The organism is Chryseobacterium sp. GTID13 (genome assembly GCF_056172655.1).
On the sequence record NZ_JAOCMB010000005.1, the window covers coordinates 715,045 to 740,603 of the forward strand.

Annotated in this window: 27 protein-coding genes and 2 pseudogenes; 18 read left to right on the forward strand and 11 right to left on the reverse strand. The window is 38.4% G+C overall.

Features of this window, described 5'->3' with window-relative positions; genetic code table 11:
- The first annotated feature begins 248 nt into the window (after positions 1 to 248).
- Positions 249 to 1,196, forward strand: coding sequence for a glycerophosphodiester phosphodiesterase family protein (locus N4G44_RS09395; protein ID WP_474926236.1), 948 nt, complete (start codon positions 249 to 251; stop codon positions 1,194 to 1,196).
- A gap of 100 nt (positions 1,197 to 1,296) precedes the next feature.
- Here N4G44_RS09395 and N4G44_RS09400 read toward each other — a convergent pair whose 3' ends face one another.
- The 8 genes from N4G44_RS09400 to aroB form a co-directional block, all read right to left on the reverse strand.
- Positions 1,297 to 2,019 (reverse strand): porin family protein, encoded by a 723-nt coding sequence (locus N4G44_RS09400; protein WP_474926238.1) that lies wholly within the window; start codon positions 2,017 to 2,019, stop codon positions 1,297 to 1,299.
- Between the two features lie 205 nt (positions 2,020 to 2,224).
- On the reverse strand, positions 2,225 to 3,091 hold the full coding sequence (locus N4G44_RS09405) for a helix-turn-helix transcriptional regulator (protein ID WP_474926240.1): 867 nt from the start codon (positions 3,089 to 3,091) through the stop codon (positions 2,225 to 2,227).
- A 6-nt stretch (positions 3,092 to 3,097) separates the two neighbouring features.
- A complete protein-coding gene (locus tag N4G44_RS09410; RefSeq protein WP_474926243.1) occupies positions 3,098 to 4,228 on the reverse strand; it encodes an MBL fold metallo-hydrolase in 1,131 nt (376 codons plus the stop codon).
- Positions 4,228 to 4,428 carry a hypothetical protein gene (locus N4G44_RS09415; protein WP_474926245.1) on the reverse strand — a complete coding sequence of 67 codons (201 nt, stop codon included), beginning with the start codon at positions 4,426 to 4,428 and terminating at the stop codon, positions 4,228 to 4,230. Before N4G44_RS09415 ends, N4G44_RS09410 begins: the two co-directional genes overlap by 1 nt.
- A gap of 5 nt (positions 4,429 to 4,433) precedes the next feature.
- Positions 4,434 to 5,462 (reverse strand): SDR family oxidoreductase, encoded by a 1,029-nt coding sequence (locus N4G44_RS09420; protein ID WP_474926247.1) that lies wholly within the window; start codon positions 5,460 to 5,462, stop codon positions 4,434 to 4,436.
- 158 nt (positions 5,463 to 5,620) lie between these two features.
- Positions 5,621 to 6,304, reverse strand: coding sequence for a porin family protein (locus tag N4G44_RS09425; RefSeq protein ID WP_474926248.1), 684 nt, complete (start codon positions 6,302 to 6,304; stop codon positions 5,621 to 5,623).
- 317 nt (positions 6,305 to 6,621) lie between these two features.
- Positions 6,622 to 7,251: a porin family protein gene (locus N4G44_RS09430; RefSeq protein ID WP_474926250.1), complete on the reverse strand. Its 630-nt coding sequence runs from the start codon at positions 7,249 to 7,251 to the stop codon at positions 6,622 to 6,624.
- A 279-nt stretch (positions 7,252 to 7,530) separates the two neighbouring features.
- Entirely contained in the window at positions 7,531 to 8,577 is a 1,047-nt protein-coding gene (gene aroB, locus N4G44_RS09435) for a 3-dehydroquinate synthase (protein WP_474926252.1), read from the reverse strand.
- Between the two features lie 101 nt (positions 8,578 to 8,678).
- On the opposite strand from aroB, the gene N4G44_RS09440 reads away from it, so the two are divergent.
- Complete coding sequence (locus tag N4G44_RS09440) at positions 8,679 to 9,845, forward strand: pseudouridine synthase (protein WP_474926254.1); 1,167 nt, start codon at positions 8,679 to 8,681, stop codon at positions 9,843 to 9,845.
- Positions 9,846 to 9,966: 121 nt separating this feature from the next.
- Here N4G44_RS09440 and pncA read toward each other — a convergent pair whose 3' ends face one another.
- Complete coding sequence (gene pncA, locus N4G44_RS09445; protein ID WP_048504104.1) at positions 9,967 to 10,572, reverse strand: bifunctional nicotinamidase/pyrazinamidase; 606 nt, start codon at positions 10,570 to 10,572, stop codon at positions 9,967 to 9,969.
- A gap of 182 nt (positions 10,573 to 10,754) precedes the next feature.
- On the opposite strand from pncA, the gene N4G44_RS09450 reads away from it, so the two are divergent.
- The 5 genes from N4G44_RS09450 (at position 10,755) to N4G44_RS09470 (ending at position 14,027) form a co-directional block, all read left to right on the forward strand.
- On the forward strand, positions 10,755 to 11,897 hold the full coding sequence (locus N4G44_RS09450) for a DEAD/DEAH box helicase (RefSeq protein ID WP_474926257.1): 1,143 nt from the start codon (positions 10,755 to 10,757) through the stop codon (positions 11,895 to 11,897).
- A gap of 172 nt (positions 11,898 to 12,069) precedes the next feature.
- Positions 12,070 to 12,606, forward strand: coding sequence for a YfiT family bacillithiol transferase (locus N4G44_RS09455; RefSeq protein ID WP_474926259.1), 537 nt, complete (start codon positions 12,070 to 12,072; stop codon positions 12,604 to 12,606).
- Entirely contained in the window at positions 12,600 to 12,869 is a 270-nt protein-coding gene (locus N4G44_RS09460; protein ID WP_474926262.1) for a hypothetical protein, read from the forward strand. The genes N4G44_RS09455 and N4G44_RS09460 overlap by 7 nt, the downstream gene beginning before the upstream one ends.
- Before the next feature lie 187 nt (positions 12,870 to 13,056).
- Positions 13,057 to 13,437 (forward strand): bacillithiol system redox-active protein YtxJ, encoded by a 381-nt coding sequence (gene ytxJ / locus N4G44_RS09465; RefSeq protein WP_474926265.1) that lies wholly within the window; start codon positions 13,057 to 13,059, stop codon positions 13,435 to 13,437.
- Positions 13,434 to 14,027, forward strand: a complete 594-nt coding sequence (locus N4G44_RS09470; RefSeq protein WP_048504108.1) for a Crp/Fnr family transcriptional regulator — start codon at positions 13,434 to 13,436, stop codon at positions 14,025 to 14,027. The genes ytxJ and N4G44_RS09470 overlap by 4 nt, the downstream gene beginning before the upstream one ends.
- A 2-nt stretch (positions 14,028 to 14,029) precedes the next feature.
- On the opposite strand, the pseudogene N4G44_RS09475 reads toward N4G44_RS09470, so the two are convergent.
- A pseudogene (locus N4G44_RS09475) lies at positions 14,030 to 15,441 on the reverse strand (aminotransferase-like domain-containing protein).
- Positions 15,442 to 15,533: 92 nt separating this feature from the next.
- Between N4G44_RS09475 and N4G44_RS09480 the strand changes: the two are divergent.
- The 10 genes and pseudogenes from N4G44_RS09480 to N4G44_RS09525 form a co-directional block, all read left to right on the forward strand.
- Positions 15,534 to 16,418: a DMT family transporter gene (locus N4G44_RS09480; protein ID WP_474926266.1), complete on the forward strand. Its 885-nt coding sequence runs from the start codon at positions 15,534 to 15,536 to the stop codon at positions 16,416 to 16,418.
- Between the two features lie 83 nt (positions 16,419 to 16,501).
- Positions 16,502 to 16,831 carry a hypothetical protein gene (locus N4G44_RS09485; protein ID WP_474926268.1) on the forward strand — a complete coding sequence of 110 codons (330 nt, stop codon included), beginning with the start codon at positions 16,502 to 16,504 and terminating at the stop codon, positions 16,829 to 16,831.
- 191 nt (positions 16,832 to 17,022) lie between these two features.
- Positions 17,023 to 17,619, forward strand: a complete 597-nt coding sequence (locus N4G44_RS09490; protein WP_474926269.1) for a Crp/Fnr family transcriptional regulator — start codon at positions 17,023 to 17,025, stop codon at positions 17,617 to 17,619.
- 58 nt (positions 17,620 to 17,677) lie between these two features.
- Positions 17,678 to 18,292 (forward strand): Crp/Fnr family transcriptional regulator, encoded by a 615-nt coding sequence (locus N4G44_RS09495; protein WP_474926272.1) that lies wholly within the window; start codon positions 17,678 to 17,680, stop codon positions 18,290 to 18,292.
- Positions 18,293 to 18,597: 305 nt separating this feature from the next.
- Positions 18,598 to 18,900 (forward strand): hypothetical protein, encoded by a 303-nt coding sequence (locus tag N4G44_RS09500; RefSeq protein WP_474926275.1) that lies wholly within the window; start codon positions 18,598 to 18,600, stop codon positions 18,898 to 18,900.
- Between the two features lie 14 nt (positions 18,901 to 18,914).
- Positions 18,915 to 19,316, forward strand: coding sequence for a hypothetical protein (locus tag N4G44_RS09505; protein WP_474926276.1), 402 nt, complete (start codon positions 18,915 to 18,917; stop codon positions 19,314 to 19,316).
- Positions 19,317 to 19,459: 143 nt separating this feature from the next.
- Positions 19,460 to 21,493: a catalase gene (locus N4G44_RS09510; protein WP_474928318.1), complete on the forward strand. Its 2,034-nt coding sequence runs from the start codon at positions 19,460 to 19,462 to the stop codon at positions 21,491 to 21,493.
- A 39-nt stretch (positions 21,494 to 21,532) separates the two neighbouring features.
- The gene (locus tag N4G44_RS09515) at positions 21,533 to 22,033 is read left to right on the forward strand and encodes a CinA family protein (RefSeq protein ID WP_474926279.1); all 501 of its coding nucleotides are present in this window, start codon (positions 21,533 to 21,535) and stop codon (positions 22,031 to 22,033) included.
- A gap of 7 nt (positions 22,034 to 22,040) precedes the next feature.
- Positions 22,041 to 22,787, forward strand: a complete 747-nt coding sequence (locus N4G44_RS09520; protein ID WP_474926281.1) for an SDR family oxidoreductase — start codon at positions 22,041 to 22,043, stop codon at positions 22,785 to 22,787.
- Between the two features lie 88 nt (positions 22,788 to 22,875).
- Positions 22,876 to 23,511, forward strand: a pseudogene (locus N4G44_RS09525) (DUF6766 family protein); the annotation flags it as partial.
- A gap of 1 nt (position 23,512) precedes the next feature.
- Here N4G44_RS09525 and N4G44_RS09530 read toward each other — a convergent pair.
- On the reverse strand, positions 23,513 to 24,313 hold the full coding sequence (locus N4G44_RS09530) for a helix-turn-helix domain-containing protein (protein ID WP_474926282.1): 801 nt from the start codon (positions 24,311 to 24,313) through the stop codon (positions 23,513 to 23,515).
- 70 nt (positions 24,314 to 24,383) lie between these two features.
- Between N4G44_RS09530 and N4G44_RS09535 the strand changes: the two genes are divergently transcribed.
- Complete coding sequence (locus N4G44_RS09535) at positions 24,384 to 25,529, forward strand: Atu1372/SO_1960 family protein (RefSeq protein ID WP_474926284.1); 1,146 nt, start codon at positions 24,384 to 24,386, stop codon at positions 25,527 to 25,529.
- The last annotated feature ends 30 nt before the right edge of the window (positions 25,530 to 25,559 follow it).

Here is a 25,559-nt window from a genome sequence, read left to right on the forward strand (position 1 = left end):
ATAACCGGCTCTTTTTGTTTTTATAAACTTTGGGAAGCCTGAAGCTGGAAGAGGGAAGTTATTGAGATCCTTAAGATTCAAGATAATCTTATCCATGAAGGGCTCATTCACAGATAATTAACCGTCAAGTAGCATCTTCCATCCTCCCTCTTCCAGCTTCACTTATCATAAATATATCAAAAGCTTAACATTCCTGTATCATACAACAGAAGAGCAAATTCTAATTTTGCACCAAATAACTTCAGGATATGAAAAAAGTTTTTTTAACAGGTGTTTTTCTGATATTTGCCCAATTATATTCTTCCCAGTCTTTCGATAAGCAGGCACACCGTGGAGGAAAATCCTTATACCCGGAAAATACGATCCCGGCCATGAAGAATGCATTAAAAATGAATGTTACAACACTGGAAATGGACCTGGCCATCACAAAGGATAAAAAAGTGATCCTTTCTCATGATGCCTTTCTTTCCCCTGAACTGGTAACGAAGCCGGATGGAACCTATATTCCTAAAGATTCAGGGTTCTATTATAAGATTTATGATATGCCTTATGCAAAGATCTGGACATTTGATGTAGGTTTAAAGAAGCTTAACAACTATCCTGACCAAAAGAAAATGAAGGCACAAAAACCTCTCTTTTCAGAAGTAATCGATGCATGTGAAGCTTACGCCCGCGAACTGAAAAGACCTTTGCCTTTTTATAATATAGAAACAAAAACACGCCCGTTTTCAGATAATATATTTCATCCCGAACCCAAAGAATTTGTAGATCTGATGATGAAGATTATTGTTGAAAAAGGAATTCAGGAACGCGTCATTATCCAGTCTTTTGATCCCAGAACACTGGAAATTATTCATAAGGAATATCCGCGGATCATGACTGCTTTACTGGTAGAAAAGGTGGATGATAAAAAGCTTGCCCAGCAGCGGAACCATTTCGAAAATATACCTGTAGCTAAATTCAGGGAATATCCGGACCATCTGAATGGTGTACCCAGAGATTTAAAATTCCTGAGCTTTATTCCAACTATTTACAGTCCGGACCATATGCTGGTTACTCCGGAACTTGTAAAAGAATGTCATGCATTGGGAATGAAAGTTATACCATGGACAGTGAATACCAAAGAGCGATTGAAAGAATTAAAGGATATAGGGATAGACGGTGTCATTAGTGATGATCCGAGAATATTTGAATAATACCTGTCCTGATCAATATAAATAGCCGGAAGATTTTCTTCCGGCTATTTTATACCATGCAGTAAATCTGCATTTCGGTTAAAAAATTGGTTGGTATTTTTTAGAATTTATAATTCAGGCCTAACTGAAACGTTCTGTGGTTAAGAGGTTCAGTACCTTCAGGCTTATGATTTCTCATATCAGTAAGACTGTTGATATATCTTGCATTGATACCGATATTATCAGTGATATCATATCCAAGACCTAAGCCAAGACCTAAATTGAACTTGTTAATATCGTCCTTATTGATATCCTCAGAATTAGTTACAGACTGAGTAGTTGTAACTCCTCCTGTCGTTGTAGAAACAGTGCTGTTTCCTGAGTTTTTCCCGTTGATGAAATAACTGAATTCAGGTCCGGCTTCTACATAAAACCTTTCTGTAGGTCTCATCTGTACCATTAAAGGAACAGAAATATAGTTCATGGTTGTTTTGTAATCGCTTTTAGTCTTAATGTTCGTATCACCAGTGGTTACATCTGTAGAGGAAATTACATTTCTTGCTCCTAACTGGTTATACAAAACTTCCGGCTGTAAGCTGAATTTCTGAGAAAGTGGAATATTAACTAAAACCCCTGCATGAAATCCGATTTTCTGGTTATTAAGGCTTAATTTCTGCTCACTGAAGTAAGAAGAGTTTCCTCCTGCTTTAATACCGAATCTGATAGGTTGTTTTTCTTTTTTAATTGGTTCCGGATTCACTGTTTTTGTTTCTTGTGTTTGTGTTTCCTGAGCAAACGTCATCATGCCAGCAGCAACTGCCAACCCTAGAAATAACTTCTTCATAATTTTATTTTTTAATTTTACTATTTTACTTCTCATCCGATTTTTCAATCAGACTTGATTTATTTTGCAAAATGCTTGCCAAACTCTGAAAACCCTTACTGTAAGGAGTTTTTTGGTGGTTTTTAGTATTGCTTTAATAGTACTTTTAACTGTTTTTTATGAAAAATTATATTATGAAAATCTGATTTTTAATCATGATTTTAAACTAAATTGATTTTATGTTGACAATTCGATATGGAATTAAAACCCGTGAAAAAATGAACAAATACTTAAAGATTTTAATAAGCTTTGCCTGAAATTTCAGTTGTTGTAATGCCAAATTCTTTCTTAAAAGCAAATGAAAAGTGAGACAAATCTTCAAAACCCAGATCCACGTAAATATCCGTTGGCCTCTGTTTTTTTCTTCAATCAGAAATCTTGCCTCCTGTAGCCTGCGTTTTACAAGCCAGCGATTCGGGGTTTCATTGAAAATGGTTTTAAAATCTCTTTTAAAAGCAGACAAACTACGTCCAGTAAGAAATGCGAACCTTTCTATACTTACATTGAATTTATAATTTTGCTGCATAAACTTCTCCAGATCCAGGCGCCCCGGAATACCAAAATCAAAAAGGATATCCGACAGTTCCGGATGGAGTTGTAACAGGATCAGTAATAATTCTTCTCTTTTTACATCGGAAAATGTTTTATCGATATTTCCTGAACCTTGGTAATAAGGTTCCAGAGAAAGCAGAAAACGATCTATAAGCTGGTCTTTTTCGAGCCTGATAAAAGCATCATTTGAATCATAATTCTGAAAAAGAATATTGTGTTTTTTCTGAAAATTCTTGAGAAAAGCTTCATCAAAAATAAAAATCACCTTCTCAAACTCATTATTATCCTTTACTTTGTTGTAGCGGGCCAGTCTGTTTTTATGGATCATACAGCTTTCCCCGGGTTTAAGCTTGTAATGTTTGTTGCCGTCATAGCCGTTCATTTCACCTTTTGCCAGAAACAGGAAGAAATGTTCTGCTATAAATTGTTCAGGTGAAATCAAAGGGCCTACAAAGCAGGATTTTATTTCAGTTATTTTCATGGCCTGTTACTTTATATCGTTCCACCATTGTTTAAATACCTGTGAACTGTCATCCAGATCTACCAGTTCTCCGATCATCGGGGTGGCAAGGCGATAAGGCTTTGATTTTGACAGTGTGGTGATCTGTTTCAGAGGTTCATTCCAGGGGTGTTTGGCTAAAGTAAATTTGGAGTGATGAACAGGTAATAGATTTTTAGCCTTTAATTCCACAGTTGCCAGTGCAACTTCTTCCGGCAGTTCATGTACGGACTGCCACGCTTTATTATATTGTCCGCACTCCATGACAGCCCAGTCGATAGGCGGATATTTTTCTGCAATTTCCTTAAAACGGCCGGTATAGCCTCCATCACCACTGTAATAGATATTCATAGCCGAAGACTGTATATAAAAAGACAGCCATAAAGCCTGTGAACTGGTGAAATTCCTTCCTCCGTCGTGGTGCGTACTTTCAGCATAGATGATAAAGCCCGGTTTTACCTGTGTTTTATCGCCCCAGTCTTTTTCAAGGATCTGCTGGGAAGTATAGCCCCATTTTTCGTAATGAGCGCCGGCTCCCAGGCCGCAGATCACATGTTTTACCTTAGGCTGCATTGCTTTTGCCGTTTCATAATCCAGGTGATCATAATGGTCGTGCGAAAGCAGCATATAATCTATCTCCGGCATATCGGCAGCAGCATAAATGTCAGTCCCTTTATAGGCTTTCACACTTCCCGGCAATGGCGATGCATTTCCGCTAAATACGGGATCAACCAGGATTTTCACACCATCCAGCTGTAAAAAGAAGGAAGAATGTCCGAACCATACAATAAAGTTCCTGTCCGCCGGAATCGCTTTCAGATTTGTCTTTATTGAAGGTAGTGCTTCCTGGGGTTCCGTGTGAGGATATTCTTTTGTCAATGCTTTCCATATTTCCCCGGTGAAGCTGTAACCTTCGGAAATAGTAGGCTTCTCCACGAAATTTCTAAATTTTTCGTCTTTATAATGGGGCGATTTTTTTATCAGTTCCATCCTTTTACCTTCAGGCAATGCCCCGAACTGAGGTTGTTTTAGATAAAAATAGGTGGCAATAGTCAGGATAGCAATAATGCACAGCAAAGTAACCATTGTTATTTTGAATATTTTCAGAGACCGTTTCATTATTGTGCCTGCAGTTTTATATCTTTTACTTCCGGAATTAACCTTCTATATCCATTAGATACATAACTGATTGTACTAAGACCTGTTTTGGGAAAAGTTAATGATTTTCTGCTGACAGATAATATAGCCGGATTTTCCGGGCTTACCAAAATTACTTCTTGTTCGGCCAATGGTGTAGTGCCGATAGTTTCTGTTTTCATTGTGTTTATTTTATTAAATCCATCTTGATCAGGCTGTTTGCTGTAGCTAAAACAGCTTCTTCAATGGGACGGGGCTTCCATCCCAGCATGGTGATCGCTTTTTCACTGCTTGCTTTTTTTACCATACCCAGATAAGGTTTAACGGCTTTCAGTTTAGGAATAAATATAGCTAATAATTTGATAAACCAATTGGGTAATTCTTTAGAAGGTACTCTGGCCGCTTTGCTACCCAGATTTTTTCTGAGAATATCGGCAATATCCAATAATGAGTAGCCTCCTCCGGCAACGGCGATAAACCGCTGGCCGTTTGCCTGTGGCAGTGTCATAGCCTTATAATGAAGATCGGCAACATCGCGTACATCAACATATCCTGAAACAATTTTAGGACAGGCCTTCATATTGCCATTCAGCATTTGACTGATATTCTGGATAGAATGTGAAAAATCGTCTGCCAGAACAGGCCCCAGCACTCCGGTAGGGTTCACCACGGCAAGTTCCATTCCTGCTCCTTCATTTTTTATAAAATCCCAGGCCGCTTTTTCAGAAATTGTTTTTGATTTTTGGTATGGAAATACACTGTCATTAAGCACCGTCCAGTCTTCTTCGGTATAAGGCGTTGTTTTTGACGTTCCAAATCCTACCGCTCCGAAAGCCGATGTAAGAACGACTCTTTTTACACCAGCACGTTTTGCGGCTTTTAGAACAAAAAGGACCCCGTTTTTTGCAGGAATTACAAAATCATCTTCTGTTCTGGCATCGGTATGGGGAGTCGGGGAGGCTACATGGATGACATACTGGCAACCTTCAACGGCTTTTTCCCAGCTTGATTCGTTCTGAAGATCAGCTTCCGCGAATGATAAGTCATCAAAAGAAGTAATGCCTCCTTCTTTCAGCATCTGTTTTACAAGGTCTGCTTTTTTCAGTGAGCGAAGTGTTGCTTTTACTTTGTACCCTTTATTAAGCAGGGTAATTATACAATACGAGGCTATAAAACCGGAACCGCCTGTTACCAAAACTGTTTCTTTATTTTTCATTATTAAAATTTTATGGTACAAATTTCTGTAATGAAAGAATGAATCAGTTTGTTAAAAAGTCCATTTTTGTTTGCTGTAAAGTTCAGGATTACAAACATGATAGAATAAAAAATGCCAGACTCCTGAGAGCCCGGCATCTGTTGAAAATATATATATTATTATTTGAATTTATAGGCTACACCAACCTGGAATACATTATTTCTGATAGCGTCTCCACCGTTGTGTTTGTAAATATCCGTAATGCCTGCTGTAAATCTGGCAGTTACACCAAAATTATGAGTAAAATAATATCCTGCTCCGATACCAATTCCAAAATTGAATGTATTGTACAAATCTTTAACGATCTTGCCTGAGAAGTTTGATGTTTCTGTAACAGTGGTATTACCGGAATTTCTGATCGTTGTAATATCTCCTTTATCTTTTCCTCCCAAAAGAAAACCGAATTCAGGTCCTGCTTCTACATAAAGCTGAGGAAGGATATTATATTGTACCATAACAGGAATAGTAAGATAGTTCAAAGTTTTTTTGTAGTTTACCTCTCTTCTGTATCTGTCCGAATTAATGTAGAATTCATCTCTTTCTTCTGTTTTTGAACCTACCTGGTTAAAAAGAACCTCAGGCTGAACACTGAATTTTTCCGCTACCGGAATATTAGCAAACACTCCTGCATTAAAACCCGGTTTTATCCTCTGATCATTGTCATATTGATCTGCCTTACTAAGTGTGGAAGCATTAAGTCCTGCTTTTACTCCTAATGTAACAGGTGAAGAAGATTTGGTTTTTTCCTGCGCATTCACCAAAAGACTTCCTGCAAATGCTACACCTAAAATTAGTTTTTTCATGATTATTAAATTTTAATTGATCTTCTCACCACTATCAAAATTCCCGCCAAAGGGATTAAAATGACAAAAGTCATGTTTAAGGCGAAAAAGTCAGGCTTAAATGAATAAACCTGACCTTTTCTATTGAAATCAATTTATATATGAAGAAACTTTGCTGTACAACACAGATGAAATCAGGTTTTCCAGCTTACCTCATTATAGGCAAACTCCTTGCCAAAGACATCAAATTAAAAATAAACATCATAAAAAAACCGGATTAATAAATAATCCGGTTTTCTTATTGAATATAAAATTTGTTTTCTGAATGTAAAAGCTTATTATTTGAATTTATAAGCTAATCCTACCTGGAATGTATTGTTTCTAATAGCATCACCAGAATTATCTTTGAAAATATCAGTTACCCCAGCTACATATCTTGCTGTAATTCCTAAGTTAGGAGTAAAGTAATATCCTGCACCAAGACCGATACCAAAGTTGAAAGTTTGTAGTTGGTCTTTGTAATTATCAGAAGTGGTAGAGTTTCCGTTATTTTCATTTTTCAATTTGTTTTTAGCACTTACTAAAAACCCGAACTCTGGTCCAGCTTCTACATAAAGATTTGGAATTAAGTTATACTGGAACATTACCGGTACAGCAATATAATCTAGTTTAGTAGATGTAGAATATTTAGTTCCAAAAATTGTCTGATCTGCTTTTGATCCATACTGAGAGTATAAAACCTCTGGCTGAACACTGAAAGATTCAGCGATTGGAATGTTTGCAAATACACCTGCGTTAAAACCGATTTTAGACTTCTGATCATCAAGACCTTCGTCTTTAGAAAGAGAAGATACGTTCATTCCACCTTTCACACCGAATGTTACCGGGTTAGAAGAAGATGATGGAGTCTGCTGAGCGAAAGCTAGTGAACTTGCAGTTACTGCTAATCCTAAAATTAACTTTTTCATAACTTTAATTTTTTAATATTTTACTATTTTCTAATTTTAAATTTTACTACTGTCAAACCTTACTACTGAGTTTGACGGAGAGTATCTTTCAAATTGCTTGCCAAAAACAGAAAACATGACAAATGTCAGTGATTAATTGGCTCGATTTTTAAATTAATAAAACTGTAAAATATTGATATTCATAAAATTAAAAATTCAACTAAACATTTGTTTAGAGGAAGTCTAAATTATTTGCTTCATTAAAATTATACAGAAAAGATGTTGATTTTGAATAACAATTTACGCATTATTGATATTTCTGTAAAAATCCAGAGACTTCAAAATGTTTTCTCGGCTGCACTGGTGATCATAGGTACATGAGCCTATTCCCGTAAGAAGAGAGAAATTGATCTTACTGTCCGTATTTTTTTTATCGTTCAGCAGAAGGGCAGTTATGCTTTCATCTGTAAAGTCACTTATATCAAGGTAAGGATAATACCTCTGGATATGATCGATAATGCTCGCTGCATCTTCTTTCAGAATAAGACCTTCAAGATAGGCCAGGTGTGCTTCACAGATCATTCCCATAGCTACTGCTTCACCGTGAAGAATAGGATTTCCCTGACTAAGGCAAAGGCTTTCTAAAGAATGTCCGATCGTGTGTCCGAAATTTAAAGTTTTTCTTATGTTTTTTTCATGGAAATCTTTTTCCACCACATCCTGCTTAATATCCATTGAAGACTGGATATGAGGCACTACTGCATCCACATCAAGCTTATGAATCTGAATAAGGCTGTCCCAGTGAGCCTTGTCAGCGATAAGACCATGTTTCAGCATTTCTGCAAAACCGCTTCGTAGTTCTTTGAAAGGAAGGGTTTCCAGGAATTTAGGGTAGATAAAGATCTGCTCGGGAAAGGCAAAGGTTCCCACCATATTTTTGTAATGCATAAGGTCTATCCCGGTTTTCCCTCCGATGGAGGCATCACACATGGACAAAAGGGTAGTAGGGATATTGATAAACTGAATACCTCTTTTATAGGTAGAAGCCACAAATCCGCCCATATCTGTAATAACACCGCCGCCAAGATTGATGACAAGCGCTTTTCTGTCTGCCTGCATTTCGGTAAGAATCTCCCAAAGCTGGTTGGCCGTCTGGATATTTTTCATTTCTTCACCGGCTTCAATTTCCAGAATTTCGAAGCCTAAATCTGTTTCCATGTTGCCTAAAAGAACCGGAAGACAATATTCATGGGTGTTTTCATCAACCAAAATAAAGATCTTACTGAAAGATTTTTCGTGAAGGAAGTTATTTAATTGAGAAAAATCATCGTTTAATATTGTTATCATTATTGGAGTTTCTTTAAATTTAAAATAGAACTATTCTGCAAAGTTATGATTCTTAATTTTTAACTCGTAACTAAATTACTATCTTTGCAGAAATTTTTAGAATGAGCAGAGATAATAATAATTCAGAAAGACCCAAAAGACCAAGAACTTCAACAAGAAACAATTCTGATGATTCTCGTGCTTCCAGATCTGGAAATTCTTCAGGATCAAAACCTTTTAAGAAGTCCTTCCCAAAAGCAGGTGAAAGAAATTCTGACCATAAAGGAAGCAATTCCAGGTTTGAATCCAAACCTTTCAAAAGAAGCGGAGACAAAGATGACGATGCAAAAAACGAAAGCAGGGCCTATATCACCAATTCCAGTGAAGGACGTGAGAGAAAAACCTTCGGGAAACCAGCTTCTAAAAGAGGCGGTAAAAATTTTGATACCAGAGACAAGTATGAAAGAGGCAGCCTAAAATATGGACGAAGACCATCCAGCGGGGATGACAGAAATGATGACAAGGCAAGATCTTTTGTACAGAAAAGAAGATTGAACAAGATTGACAAGGATGTTCATAAAGATACCATCCGTCTTAATAAGTATATCGCCAATTCCGGAATCTGCAGCAGAAGAGAAGCTGACGAACTGATTACACAAGGGCTGGTAGAGGTAAACGGACAGGTAGTAACAGAAATGGGGTACCAGGTTCAGAAGACCGATAAAGTTGTATTCGACGGACAGGGCATTACTCCTGAAAAGCCGGTATATGTACTTTTGAATAAGCCTAAAGGATATATTTCTACAACCAAGGATGATAAAGCCAGAAAAACCGTAATGGATCTGGTGGCCAATGCATCACCATACCGTCTGTTTCCTGTAGGAAGACTGGACCGTTCTACCACAGGGGTTATTCTTTTAACGAATGACGGGCATATGACGAAAAAACTTACGCATCCTTCTTTTGATGCCAAAAAGATCTACCATGTAACACTGGATAAAAAACTTACCCATGAAGACATGAAACTGATTGCGGAAGGAATTCGTCTGGATGAAGGGGTAGCCGTTGTAGACCAGATTTCTTTCATTGAAGGAAAACCAAAAAATGAAGTCGGAATTGAAATTCATATCGGATGGAACCGTGTGATCAGAAGAATTTTCCAAAGACTTGGATATGAGGTGGAAGCTCTTGACAGAGTAATGTTTGCCGGTCTTACCAAGAAGAATATCAAACGTGGACACTGGAGAATCCTTACAGAACTGGAAGTTAATAATCTTAAGATGCTTTAATAAACTCAATTTATTCGCTTAAGAAAGTATAATATAAAAAGGCGCAGAAATTTATTTCTGCGCCTTTTTGTTTATCGAATGAATATACTTTTAAATTAAAATTTCATCAAACTTTTATCTTTTACCCTAGCACTGTAACTCCTTTCTGGATCAGCTCATAAATAGCATCTCTGCCATTATCGGGTTTTACATTCACTGCTTTTGTTCCGTTGAAATGAAGACAAGTGATATAACCGTTGGCCACTGCATCCTGGCAGGTAAATTTCACACAGTAATCTAAAGCAAGGCCCACTACTTCAACAAGCTGGATATCGTGATATTTTAAAAAATCATCCAGTCCGGTTTTCATAAAGTGGTTATTATCCTGAAATCCGCTGTAGCTGTCGATCTCTGTATTTTTTCCTTTCTGAATAATATGGGTTACCTTATCCCTGTTCAGGTCTTTATGGAACTCTGCCCCGAAAGTTCCCTGTACACAATGATCCGGCCACATAAACTGTGGAACCCCGTTAAGGATGATACTTTCGCCTACTTTTCTGTTGTTATTGCTGGCAAAGCTTTTATGGTCGGCCGGGTGCCAGTCCTGGGTGAGAACGATCTGATCGTATTCATTTTCTTCCATCAGAAGATTAATGTAAGGAATGACCTCGTTGGCTTCCGGAACTGCTAATGCGCCGCCTTCACAGAAATCATTCTGTACATCTACGATTATTAACGCTTTTTTCATATTTAGATTTCTCGAATTTTGATAAAATTACTCAAAAAACTCTCCAAAACTGAATTATCGGACAAATCGGCAATAATTTTTTTAAACTGAATATAAGATTGAATCATTAAAGCCCGTTTACAGCAATTAGTAAAGCTTTACCAGATACAATAGCTTATCTTTGCAGTAAATAAATATTTTTTATGTCATTTGAATCTTTAGGATTATCACATCATATTATCCGTTCTGTCAACAAATTAGGCTATCTGAAACCATTTCCTATTCAGGAGCAGGCTGTTCCTGTTATTCTGCAGGGAAAAGATCTGATGGGAATTGCGCAGACGGGTTCCGGAAAAACAGCCTGTTTTGTGATGCCTATTTTGGAAAAACTACAAAATTCGGAAGTTAAAAAAGATAGGAATGTCCAGGTACTAATATTGGTTCCAACCCGTGAATTAGCCATTCAGATTGATGAAGTTTTCAAAGCTTTCACAGGAAATTTAAAACGTGAGATCCGTACAATGGCAGTTTATGGCGGTGTTTCTATCAATCCGCAGATGAAAGGAATGTTCGGGGTAGAAGTTCTTATTGCAACGCCCGGCCGTTTGTTGGATTTAATTGGTCATAATGCATTGAGTATTTCAGGAATTCAACATCTGGTTATTGACGAGGCGGATAAAATGTTTCAATTAGGCTTTGGGGAAGAAATGAATAAGCTTTTCGCTCTGATGCCTGTTGTAAAGCAGACGACTCTGTTTTCAGCGACTTTGAATGATAAGGTGGCCGAAATGAAGGAGCGGTTGGCCATCAATCCTGTCATCATTGAAATTAAAAAAGAAGAAGTTGAGATTGACAATATCGAACAGCTGGCCTACCATGTCTCTCCTGAAAATAAAGGTCCGTTTCTGCGTTATCTGATCAAAGAAAAGAAAGTTGAAAAAGCCCTGATATTTGTTTCATCTACAAGATCGGCAGATAATCTGGTAGAAAAGCTTAAGAAGAATAAAATAAAAGCAGTAGCCATTCACAGCCAGAAATCCCAGGGTGCCCGAAGGAATAATTTAGAAGAATTTAAAGTCAACGGAGCCCAGATTTTAGTGGCAACAGACTTGATTGGCCGTGGAATCCATATTGAATCTTTACCTTGTGTCATCAATTACGAACTGCCGCGTTCTCCTTTGGACTATATTCACCGTATCGGAAGAACAGGCCGTGCCAACGAAAAAGGGACGGCTATCAGTATCCTGACGGATGATGAGCTGCAGCATTTCAGGGTAATTCAGAAGAAAATGGGTAAAAAAGTAACACTTCAGAGAACGGAAGGCATTAATTTACATGGTTATTAGCCGATACATAAAACAATAAGAGCTTCAATTTCAGGATTGAAGCTTTTTCAATGTAAATTCCCGGTTTGTAAAACTTTACAATTAATGCTTTCTTCATTTTAAATTCTTGAATTTTTGATAAATTTACGAGCCCGATCATTTAAAAACTGTCCAAAAAATTAAACCTATTCCAATGAGCAACTTAGAACAGAAAAGATTTCCCATCGGTGAATACCAGCAACCCGATACTATTTGTGATATCAAACTTGATGAATATATTAAAGTCATCAAGAACTTTCCGGAAAAACTTAAAAATCTGATAGAAGACTTTTCGGATGATCAGCTGGATACCCCGTACAGAGAAGGAGGATGGACGGTACGGCAGCTGGTGAATCACATTGCAGACAGCCACATCAACAGTTTTATTCGTCTCAAACTGGCATTAACGGAGGAAAATCCTACCATAAGACCTTATGACGAAGCCAAATGGGCAGAGCTTCAGGACAGTGTCAGCATGCCGATAAAACCTGCTATGAGAATGATAAAAGGGACTCATCAAAGATGGGCTGCCCTGCTTAAAAGCCTTACCAATAAACAATTTGAAAGAACTTTTCATCATCCTGAACAAAACCGCGATTACGACCTGAGAAGCTACCTCGCGATGTATGTCTGGCATTGTAATCATCATTTTGCTCATATTGAAAATTTGAAGAAAGAAAAGGGGTGGTAAGGAAAAGCCTGCATAATCCGGTTTATTTTGAGGAAATTATTCACAGAATTTCCCTGCTCACTGAAAATACTCCTCCAAGATGGGGGAAAATGACGGCTTCACAGATGCTGAAACATTGTGATCTTGTGCTGCAGGTGGCTTTAAGGCAGGTAGAACTTCCGGAAATAAATATCCTTTTCAGGACAATAGGAGCGTTAACTAAAAGGGAAATGCGGATTTTTAATAATGGAATTCCCCAAAAATGCCTACTTTTCAAAAACTAATCGTTAATTTTGAATGTGATTTTAATGAATCAAAAATCAATCTGCTGAATACAATGAAGGCTTTCCGGACGGCATCTGAAAATCAGAATCTTCCGGAGCGTCACAGGTTATTTGGCAAAATGACTGAAAAAGACTGGGGATTTTTAGAGTATAAACATCTGGATCACCATTTAAAACAATTTAATTTATGAGTTTTTTTGATAAAATATTCGGAGGAAAAGAAAATCAAAACCCTGAGCGTGAATCTTTCTGGAAAAATCTTGAAACTGAAGAAGATCTGGCTAAGGCGATTGAAAGCTCCTATCACCATAAAATTGCTATTTTCAAACATTCAACAAGATGCTTCATCAGCAAAACTGTATTGAGAAATTTTGAAAAAGAAATAGATAATTTAGATCATAAAGTGGAATTATATTACTTAGATTTGCTAAGACACAGACTGGTTTCAAATAAAATATCTGAAAATCTTGGAATCAGGCATGAGAGCCCGCAGCTGATTGTAATAGAAGACGGAAAAGTCATCAACAGCGCATCACATGAAGATATATCAAGCCAGATCTTAAAATGAAGAATATAAACACTTATTTAGCTAAAGTACTTAATGTTCCTATCGAAAAAGTGAACATGTGCAGCTTACACTATGAAGTAAAGAAAATTCCTAAAAATCAGTTTCTTTTACAGTATGGTGAAATCTGCAGATATATATTCTTTGTAGAAAAAGGACTGCTGAAAATGTACTCCATTGATAAGAACGGAAAAGAACATATCATACAGTTTGCGCCTGAAAGCTGGCTTATTTCTGACAGAAGCAGTCTTTATTTTAACGAAAAGTCTATTTACTATATAGAAGCGGTGGAAGATACGGAAGTTCTGTTTCTTCATCCTGACTTCTTCAATAAACTGGTAGAGCAGTTCCCGAACAGCATTGAAAGAAGTGATTTCCTTTTACAGAAGCATATCAGAAGCCTTCAAAACAGGATCAATTCCTTACTGGGCGAAACGGCAGAAGAAAGGTATATGAAATTCATCAAAATGTATCCTGACCTGCTTTTGAGAGTTCCGCAATGGATGATAGCCTCTTATCTCGGGATCACCCCGGAAAGCCTGAGCAGGGTAAGAAAAGAGCTGGCCCGCAAGAACTTCGTTCCGGACAGATAAGATCAGATCTTTTTGGCCAGATTTCCGATCTGCTCCAGACACAATTTTGTTTCTTCCGTCCAGGGAAGACCGATACATAAGCGCATACAGTTTTCAAACTGGTTCTGAAGGGTAAACATCCTGCCGGGTGCTATACTGATATTCTGTTTGATGGCCAGATCGTAAAGCTCAGTAGTACGGATGCCTTTATCAAATTCTACCCAAAGGGAAAGACCTCCCTGCGGGCGGCTGGTTTTCGTGCCTTCGGGAAAGTAGTCTGCGATGGTCTGCACATAATTCCGGTAATTATTCTGCAGTGCCCTGCGCATCTGGTGAAGGTGCTTTTCATATCGTCCGGACTTAAGAAAATTCGCAACGGCTTCATTTACGATAGAAATGGATGAAGTGGAATGAAGCAGCTTAAGTTTCATCACCTTATCCTTGTATTTTCCCGGAGCAATCCATCCAACACGGTATCCCGGGGCCAGAGTTTTCGAAATTGAGCTGCAGTACAGTACATTTCCGTCCTTATCAAAAGATTTACAGCATTTCGGGCGGCTGGAACCGAAATAAAGATCCCCGTAAACATCATCTTCTATCAGGGGAATATTATTTTCAGAAAGAATTTTCACAATTTCCTTTTTGTTCTCATCCGGCATACAGCTTCCCAATGGTGAGTTAAAATTAGGTATCAGAAGACAGAGGTTAATTTGGGGAATTACTTTTCTTAAAGCATCGATTTCAATTCCTGTAGTCGGGTGGGTGGGAAGCTCGAGTACATTCAGACCTAGTCCATTGGCAAGCTGCAAAATACCCGGATAACATGGGCTTTCAATAGCAATCGTATCACCCGGTTTTCCTAAAGCCATAAGACAGAAGGAAAGTGCATTCATACCGCCGTTTGTAGTAACCAAATCATTTTCACTGAGGTTTCCTCCCCATTGTAAAGATCTCACGGCTATCATTCTTCGCAGTTTTAAGTTACCCTGAAGTTCCTCATATTCAGTTCCGCCTTCTTTTAATTCACGGGTGGCATTAATGATCTCTTTTTTAATTGGGCTTGTGGCAAAAGATCTCCTGAAGGAATTCCTATAGAGAAAAACGTAATTCCTTTCTTTCCCATATTTTCATACACTTTGCTGATCAGCTCGTCCGGTTCATCATTATTGGCAATCAGCGAAGGGCGGCTTATTTCAGGAAGGGGAAGTTTTACAGACATCAGCCTGCTGACAAAATACCCGGACTGGGGCTTGGATTCAATTAAAGACTGGGATTCAAGCTCCAGGAAAACCCGCTTTGCCGTATTCATGCTTACCTGATGTTCCTGGCACATCATTCTTACGGAAGGAAGCCTGTCGCCGGCCTTCAATACACCATTTCTGATCTGGGAAGCAATGCCTTCGGCAATTTCTGTATAGATAAATTCTTTACTCATTTTTTTTAAACTGTGCTCATGCAAATATACAAAACTGGGACTGTGTTTATCCATTTCAGCTTTATAATTTTGAATAATTAAAAAATATAAAAATGCTGACTGAAAAAATATCCAAAGATGAGAATATAAGCGGCTGGATCAACGGCTTTATTGGTGTAGTATTATTTAGTGGCGGATTACCTGCTACCAAATTAGCGGTAATGGAAATGAGCCCGATCTTTGTCACCATAGTACGTGCAGCTATTGCAGGGATACTTGCTTTTATAGTTTTATGGATAGGTAAAGAAAAACGTCCTGTCAGGGAACAGCTGGTTCCTTTAGTTTTGGTTTCTTTGGGCTGTGTGGTTGGTTTTCCACTTCTTTCTGCACTGGCCCTCCAGTATTTAACTTCTGCGCATTCCATTGTATTTCTGGGTATGCTTCCTCTGGCAACTGCTGTATTCGGGGTTTTTAGGGGTGGAGAAAGGCCTCATCCTATATTTTGGTTCTTTTCGGTAGTAGGAAGTCTTTTAGTGATCGGCTATGCTGTGTCACAAGGGATATCTGCTTCGCCGGTCGGAGATGTTCTGATGCTGCTTGCAGTGATTTTATGTGGTATGGGATACGCGGAAGGAGCGAAATTGTCCAAGACGTTAGGCGGCTGGCAGGTTATTTCCTGGGCTTTAGTATTGGCTTTGCCTGTTATGATTCCTTTGTTTTTTATTTACTTTCCGGATCATATTGAAACGGTAAGCTTCCAGGGATGGTTTGGGATGGCTTATATTTCACTTTTCAGCATGTTCATCGGTTTTATCTTCTGGTATAAAGGTTTGGCTCAGGGTGGTATTGCCACGGTAGGGCAGCTGCAGCTGTTGCAGCCTTTTTTCGGACTGGGCCTCGCAGCTTACTTTCTTCATGAACAGGTGAGTATAGGGATGCTGGGGGTTACCATTGGAGTGATCTTATGTGTTGCGGGAACTAAAAAATTTGCGAAATAATTAAAAATAATGGATTATGATTCAAATCATAATTTTTACAAATTGGAATAGGTTACCTTTGGACCACACCAAAAAATAAAATTATGAAATTTACCCTATTATTAATGCTTTTAGGCTTAACCGTATTAAGTTGTAAAAAGGAAACCAAAGTGGATAATACAACGACAGCCGACAGTGCAGTTATTGATACCGTACCTTCAGACACAATGACTGCTCCAGCCAATCCTATGCCTGCGGACACCATGAGAACAGGAGATACAGCAAGTGTTAAAAAATGGATTCCGCGAGAGCAACTAAAAAATAAGTTTTACCGCCATAGATTTAACCCGTTTTCAGGAACGGGTTTTTATATCCTTCAGATTTCTGACAGGATCAATAACTTATACATTTACTCTGTTTGCATTATTGGCTGAATATTGTCTATTATTGAACGGATATCACATTAATAATTAAATAATTAGTTATTATTATTGAATTTTTTAAGTTTTTTTAACCTTATTTACAATATAAAAGGCTCGATTTTTGCATGGCATTAGGCAATCGTCCCAATATATTTTTACTAAGATAGGTTTGACAGAAGATAAAAAACAATAAAAAAACTATTATGGTTATTGACGAAGACATTCTGTATTCAGCGGGGGCGGAAATCAGACATTACAAACCCTCGGAATATCTGTTCAATGAAGGGGAGTCCCCGATGTATTATTACCAGATCACCCAAGGAAAGGTGAAGCTGAATAATTATAATGAGGAGGGAAAAGAGTTTATACAGAATATTCTCTCTGAAGGTCACAGTTGCGGAGAGGCTATTCTTTTTATCAACAAGCCTTACCCTATGAATGCTCAGGCACTCACTCAGTGTGTTATTTTAAGACTTCATAAGTCTGCTTTTTTTAACTTATTAAATTCATCTGCAGAATTGTGCATGGAGATCAGTGGATTTTTATCACAAAGACTCTATTACAAATTTGTCATGATGCAGAATATCTCGTCCCAAAGCCCTATGGTAAGGCTTAAGGGATTAATGGATTATCTTAAAAGCTTTCATGAAGACGAAAGACCGTATTCGTTTCTGGTTCCTTTTACAAGGCAGCAAATGGCCAGTCTTACGGGCTTACGGGTAGAAACAGCGATAAGAACCATTAAGGATATGGAGAAGAATAAAATTGTTCAGATCAAGGATCGAAAAATTTTATATTAAAAAGCTGTTTTCAATAATTAATTTCACTATTTTTTATTGAAAATTTAAAGAGGTACTTATGAGAACAATAAGCTGCATGAATATAGACGAAGAAGTGTTATATTCATACGGAGGAGAGATCAAACAATATAAAAAAGGTGAACTCGTATACAGGGAAGGGGACCATGCCCTTTATTATTTCCAGATCAGGGAAGGAAAAGTGAAACTTAATAATTATGATGATGAAGGAAAAGAATTCATACATAATATTTTTGCAGGAAAACAGAGCTTTGGGGATTCATTGCTCTTTTTGGATAAATTTTATCCGACGAATGCAGTGTGCATCAGCCCTTCAGAAATTATAAGAGTTCCGAAAGACCAGTTTCTGAAATTAATAAAAGCGGATCCCCAGCTTTCTTTGGAAATGAACGCGTGTCTTTCTCAAAGGCTTTATTTTAAAGCGATCATGCTGCAAAGTATGGCATCGTTGAACCCTGTCGCAAGGCTTACCGGACTGCTCGATTATCTTAAGAGTTACCACGAAGAAGACTGTAGCAGCTGTTTCCATGTGGAACTTACAAGGCAGCAGATCGCCAATCTGGTAGGTCTTCGGGTAGAAACGGTGATCAGGGTTTTGAAAAAAATGGAAAAAGAGGGTAAAATTACTCTGGAAAACAGGAAAATTATCTATTAGCTACATTTTATATGATTAAGGTCATAAAAAAGTGAATTATTCGGGCGTATATTTGAGATAGCAAGTTTCAACACAATTCTTAAGACCCCAGTAAGGGCAGTTAAAAGCTTTTGGCTTTTAGATAAAATTACTCTATTCCAAATTTTGCTGTATAACATTGAACAGCAGAATATGCTATTCATGTAAATTTATACAATTCAGTAGCAGATACTGAAAATAACAGCAGTTCATAGAAATTGATGTTGAAATAAAATAATTAAACTTCTCCGGAAGGATTTTTATATAAACCACAAGCACTCAATAATATGGATTGTCAAAAGATCATAAAGGACCTGCAGCATAAAGACTTTATTAAGGTTTCCAACAAAGGAGACTGGTTTGAGGATGGTGCCGCCGTGTATGCCAAGGAAATAAAGGATAATATTTTTTTATTATTTGTTATTCTGAAAGATATTGAGATTGAGAATATCCGGGCATTAATTGCACATTTCGACTGCTTCGGCAGTATAGGGCTGAAAGAACCGGAACAGATCATGTTTTATCTTTCCATAAAAAACAAAGAAGACCTTCATTATTTTGAGAAATATTTAAAAATTTCTGATAACTAATAACCGTTGCGAATATGATTTTTGAAAACGACACTTTAAAATATTCCGGATTGAATGATAAAAACAATATGATAGAGAATGAATCCCTGTTTCCAAGTGTGATCAATTCTTACGGAGTTACCGCTTTTCTGATCAAATCATTGGAAAAGATAAAAAATAATGCCAAGTGCGATATTCTGAAAAATGTAATCGACACTTATATTAACGAATATATTCTGAATATCCGGCAATATCACAGCGAAAAAACGATCTCTCCCGAAAACAGAGATACCGAAATAAGCATTGAAAATTCTTCCTTTACTCTATATGCCAAAACGGCCTATTACAAAGTATTAAAAGAAGAAGAATATCTCAATAAACTGCTAAGTACCCTGGAAAAGACAGGACAGGAGCGGAATGATCTGCAAAAGATTTAGTTTGACTTTTTAACCTTCACACCACACACTAAAAGATAAAGCGATATGAAAAACGACACTCAAAACAACAAAAAGTTAGACCAGCTGGATGCGTACAGTACCTCCAATGAAAACGAAAAACTGACAACCAACCAGGGGTAAGAATCAACAATAACCAGGATTCATTAAAGGCCGGCGACAGAGGACCCACGCTGCTGGAAGACTTTATTTTAAGGGAAAAAATTACCCATTTCGATCATGAAAGAATTCCTGAAAGAGTCGTTCATGCACGAGGTTCAGGGGCCCACGGTGTTTTTAAATTAAACAAAAGTCTTAGTGCTTACACCAAAGCAAAATTCCTGTCAAAAGTTGGAACGGAAACTCCTGTTTTCGTAAGATTTTCAACCGTTGCAGGAAGTAAGGGAAGTACCGATCTGGCAAGGGATGTAAGAGGTTTTGCCGTAAAATTTTACACCGAAGAAGGAAATTATGACCTTGTAGCGAATAACATGCCTGTTTTTTTCATTCAGGATGCTATTAAATTCCCGGATCTTGTTCATGCCGTAAAACCGGAACCGGACAATGAAATTCCGCAGGCAGCTTCTGCCCACGACACGTTCTGGGACTTTATCTCTCTGATGCCGGAAAGTTCACACATGATTATGTGGCTCATGAGCGACAGAGCCATTCCGAGAAGCCTGAGAATGATGGAAGGATTCGGTGTACATTCCTTTAAATTCATTAATGAAGAAGGGAAAGTCCATTTCGTTAAATTTCATTTTAAGCCTAAGTTGGGAGTACATTCAGTTGCCTGGGATGAAGCTCAGAGAATTTCAGGGGTAGATCCCGATTTTCATAAAAGAGATTTATGGGAAGCCATCGAAAGCGGAGCTTTTCCGGAATGGGATTTCGGAGTACAGCTGGTTCCTGAAGAAGACGAACACAAGTTTGATTTCGACCTTCTGGACCCTACCAAAATTATTCCCGAAGAAGAAGTTCCCGTACAGCTTGTCGGAACTTTGACCCTTAACAAAAACCCTGAGAATTTCTTTGCTGAAACAGAGCAGGTAGCTTTTCATCCCGGACATATTGTTCCCGGCATTGATTTTACCAACGATCCGCTGCTTCAGGGAAGATTATTTTCCTATACCGATACTCAGCTGTCAAGATTAGGATCACCCAATTTCCATGAAATACCTATCAACAGATCGGTGAATACGGTTCATAACAATCAGCGTGATGGCCATATGAGACAGCAGATTGCCAAAGGAAAGGTAAGCTATGAACCCAATTCCATCGGCGGAGGATGTCCGTTCCAGGCTATGATGTCGGAAGGTGGGTTTACTTCCCAGGAAGAAAGAGTTTCAGGTGAAAAAGTCAGAAAAAGAAGTCAGAGCTTTGTAGATCATTATTCCCAGGCGAAACTGTTTTACAACAGCCAGTCGGCTCCGGAACAAACCCATCTTCAGAATGCTCTTGTTTTTGAACTTTCAAAAGTCACCATTCCTGAGATCAGGGAAAGAATGGTTGGTCAGCTGGCCTTCATCGATGATACCTTGGCTAATAAAGTAGCTGAAAAATTAGGAGTAAAAGTCAAAAAGCTGAAACAGCCTAACCAAAGTATTCCTGCAGATGCTGATCCTGCTGAACTTCAGAGTGAAGAAAGAGAGCCTAAAACCAAAGCTTCTGAAGCCCTGAGCATGAAAAATACCGTTAAGGATACTATCAAAAGCAGAAAAATTGGCTTTATTGCAGCCAATGGTGCAGATGGTACTGCCCTTAATGCCTTAAAAACAAAACTGGAAGCGGAAGGTGCCAAAGTAGAACTGATAGCACCAAGCTTAGCCCCTATTAAAACTACAGACGGATCATTAATTCCGAAACATTCCCTTACCAGTACAGCCAGCGTATGTTTTGATGCTTTATATATCAGCGCCGGAGAAAAATCTGCACAGGAGCTCATGGGACCGGAAAACAAACATCTTTCCCTTCGTTTTATTAATGAGGCTTATAAGCATTGCAAAGCCATTTATTTCGGGAATGGTACAGACATTCTTTATGACAACAGCAATATTGCCATGAAACAGCATGAAGATCCCGCTGTAGTTATCGAAAAAGATGGCGGTTCCGATGAGCAGTTTATCAAAGCGGTTGCTGCGCACAGAGTTTGGGAACTGGAGCAGGAAAGAAACAGATAGATCATCACACACCCCTTCACACACTAAATATTTAAAATTATGGAATTTCAAAAAAGTCTTTTAGAATATATAAGTCAGTCGCTTATGACAGCAGATGAAACCATTTCTATTGCAGAAAGCGTTACTTCCGGATGTCTTCAGCTGGCTTTTTCCCAGATGCCGAATGCCTCCCTGTTTTACAACGGAGGCCTTACGGCCTATACACTGCCTCAAAAAGTAAAACTGCTGAATGTAGACAGGGAAGAAGCGGAAGAATGTGATTGCGTATCAGAAAATATTGCCAAAACCATGGCCCTTAACGTGGCAAAATTGTTTAATTCAGATTGGTCTATTGCCACCACGGGTTATTGTACACCCATCAGAAATTCATCTTATAAGATCTTTGCCTATTTTGCCTTTTCTTATAAAGGTGAGATTATCCTCACCAAAAAGCTTGAGCTGCATCCCAAAACACAGGCTTTGAATGCCCAGCTGTATTATACGGAATTTATCCTTGGGTGCTTTAAAAGTGAAATTAACCAGCTTTTAATCTTAAAATAATTTTCATATGAATGATTTAAAAGACAAATCAGTTCTTATTACAGGAGCAGACAGCGGAATAGGTAAGGCAACAGCGTTACTTTTTGCACAGGAAGGAGCTGATATTGCCATTATCTATCATACAGACGATGCTGATGCGGAAAAAGTAAAAAAAGAAATTGAAAAACTGGGAAGAAAATGCATTACTTTTGGAGGAGATATCAATGATTATGATTTCTGTGAAGAGACTGTAAAAAAGGTTGTTTCAACGTTTGGAGGCATTGATATCCTGATCAACAATGCGGGGGTACAGTTTCCAGCAGAAAATATAAGGGAACTGGAAGAAAAAAACATCAGAAAAACCTTTGATTCCAATATCATAGGGATGATCCTGCTTACAAAAGTCGTTTTCCCTTATCTGAAAGAGGGGAGTTCCGTCATCAATACGACTTCTGCCACTGCTTATCAGGGACACCCTGAATTGCTGGATTATTCTGCCACAAAAGGAGCTATTGTATCTTTTACCCGTTCCCTGGCATTGCAGGCAAAACCCAAAGGAATACGCATTAATGCCGTAGCACCGGGGCCCGTTGCCACACCGCTTACCAAAGAAACTTTCGGGGAAGAGGAAGAAGACCCCAACAAACCGCCTTTCGAAAGAAATGCTACCCCCGAAGAAGTGGCAGCCAGCTTTTTATTTCTCGCAGGAAGCGGAGCCGCTCAGATTACCGGACAGGTGATCCATCCGAACGGCGGTCTCGTGGTTAACGGGTAGATTTCATAACAAGCCGTTCAAGCATTAGATTAAGAGTCTTAAGTCTTACATTTTAAACTTGTGGTTTTATGTCTAAAAAAGTTTCTTTTACCGTAATAGTTTAAGTATTGTTTTAATTGTATTAATGCTTTCCTGCCTTGCGGGACAGTTCTTTACCGGCTGGACCACCCTGAATAAGGAGCTTGCGGAAGAGGGAAGTCCACAACTCAGCCTGGGAACCTATGTTCACAGCGGGCATTTTATACAGGCTACTTTTGAAAACTGGGAAAGCGAATTTCTGCAGATGATGCTTTATATTCTGCTGACAGTTTCCCTGAGGCAGAAAGGTTCCAGTGAATCCAAATCTCTTGAAGGAGAAGAAGAAGTGGATAAAGAACCTGAAGCCCATCCAAAAGCGCCCTGGCCGGTAAAGAAAGGAGGAATATGGCTTAGCCTTTATAAGCATTCCCTGTCCATCGCTTTTGCGATCCTGTTTTTAGCAAGTTTCGGAATGCATTTTTATGGTAGTATGAAAGATTTTAATGAAGAACAGAGGGCGAAAAATGAGCCTCCGACAACTGCGGTTGAGTATATTTCAGAATCCAGGTTCTGGTTCGAATCTTTTCAGAACTGGCAGAGCGAATTTTTAGCAGTGGCTTCAATAGTTATCCTCTCCATCTGGCTCCGTGAAAAAGGTTCACCGGAATCTAAGCCTGTGGACATGGCTCATGATGAGACACCTTAATCTATTTTTTAACTCTTGGCTTGTTTTTCATAATCGAATAATAAGAAGAGGTAAAAGCTGAAAGACTTTGATAGCCGACTTTATAGGCAATCTGGCTTAAGGTATACCGGCCTGCATCCATCAGCTCAATACTTTTTAATATTCTTACAAGCTGAAGATATTTCTGAAGGGTTATTCCGGTTTCACTTTTAAAAATTCTCTGTAAGCTTCTTACAGACATTTGTGCTCTTTCTGCAAGGTCAGCAGTATTCAGGCTGTATTTAAAATTGGAATTGATATAGGTACAAACCGGAATAAGTCTTTCATCAGAAGGGACAGGAATTTCAAGATAGCTGCTTTCCCGGCAGAAGTTGGGAAGACTTTTTAAAATAGCTTTAAAAAATAAATCCTGTTCCTCATCTTTTTCAGTCAGCTGGTTCCATTTGGAAGCATACAGAAGCATTTCCTTCAAAACCGGCGGAGTTGCAAAAACATGAACATGCCTGTAAAAATCATCTGAAAAAACACTTTTAAACAAAAAGACCATTAAATTAACTGTTTTGGCTTCTGAAGTAATTCTGTGCGCTTTTCCGGAAGGAATCCACATTACGTGGTGCTGCGGGACAATATAGATCTTCCGGTCGATATGGAAATACTGATAGCCTTCCTCCACAAAAGTAAGCTGTGCACGTTGGTGGGCATGCTCATGATCGTCATGTTTCCAGTCCGTTTCGCACCAAACGTAAGCTTCCTTTTCAATGGTATCTACAAATCTGCTGTCGTTCTGTTCCGTTAATCCGCATTTTATAGTGTCGTTCTGCATAAAGTTTTTGGCAAATTTAATGAAAACGACAATACTAATTTTGTATTGTAATTTATTTATCCCGTTAAAAATGAAAAAACTAAGTACAGTTTTTGTATTCATCTTATTACTGAAAATCACAACAGCTATGGCACAGGAAAACAAAGCGAAAATTCTGGTTCTCATCCATTCAGACAATGGCGGAACCTATGAATTGGCTAAAGAGATAGCATCCGGAATAGAAAGCGGAAATAATGCAACAGCCGTTATCAAACAGGTTAAAGATAACCAAAATCCAAAACTGAAGAATATTCCCGTAGCTTCAGTGGATGAACTGCCTTCCTATGATGGAATTGCTTTTGGATCTCCTGTTTATTTTGGAAATATCAGCACCGGAATGAGTGAATTTTTATCCAAAACGGTTAATTTATGGACTAATCATGTCCTGGAAGGTATGCCTGCAACGGTTTTTATGTCTGCCGGCAGTGGAGCAGGAAAGGAGCTTGCCCTTAATGCTTTCTGGAACAGCCTTGCAGTTCACGGAATGGTGCTCGTATCCAATGGAATCAGAGGAAATGAGGCGATTAACAAAACCATTCCTCAGGGAAATACCGTATTAGGAGTAACAAGCATGGCATCTCTGAAAGATGTTGAAAGGCCGACAAAAGACGAACGTAATCTGGCAGAACTGCAGGGCAGGAATTTTGCTAAAACGGCCTTGGCCCTGAAAGGGACATTTTCCAGAAAACAGGTAACAGCAGAGTCTCTGGAAAAATATCAGGATATCAATGACCTGCTGAAACAGAAAAATATTATTCTTCCACAGGTTCCGCAGCCTGCCGGTAATTATAAGCCGTTTGTGCGCTCAGGGAATCTGGTATTTATTAACCAGGTTGCTTTAAAAGACGGAAAAATCTTAAATCCCGGAAAATTAGGAGTGAATGTTAATGAAAATGACGTGAAAGAAGCGACAAAAGCTACCATGCTTAACGTTATAGCTGTTTTGAAAGAAGCTGTAGGCGGTGATCTGAATAAAGTAAGGCAATGTGTCCAGCTTACAGGGATTTTCAATACAAAAGACGATTATACAAAGCATGCGGATCTGATGAACGTTGCTTCAGATCTTACCGTGGAAATTTTTGGAGAAAAAGGAAAACATGCGAGAGCCACGCTGGGAGCTTCATCTATTCCGGTGAACTCTTCTGTGGAAATTCAGGCTGTTTTTGAGGTGGAATAAATTGTTTAAATTTTAATATTGATTATTTTT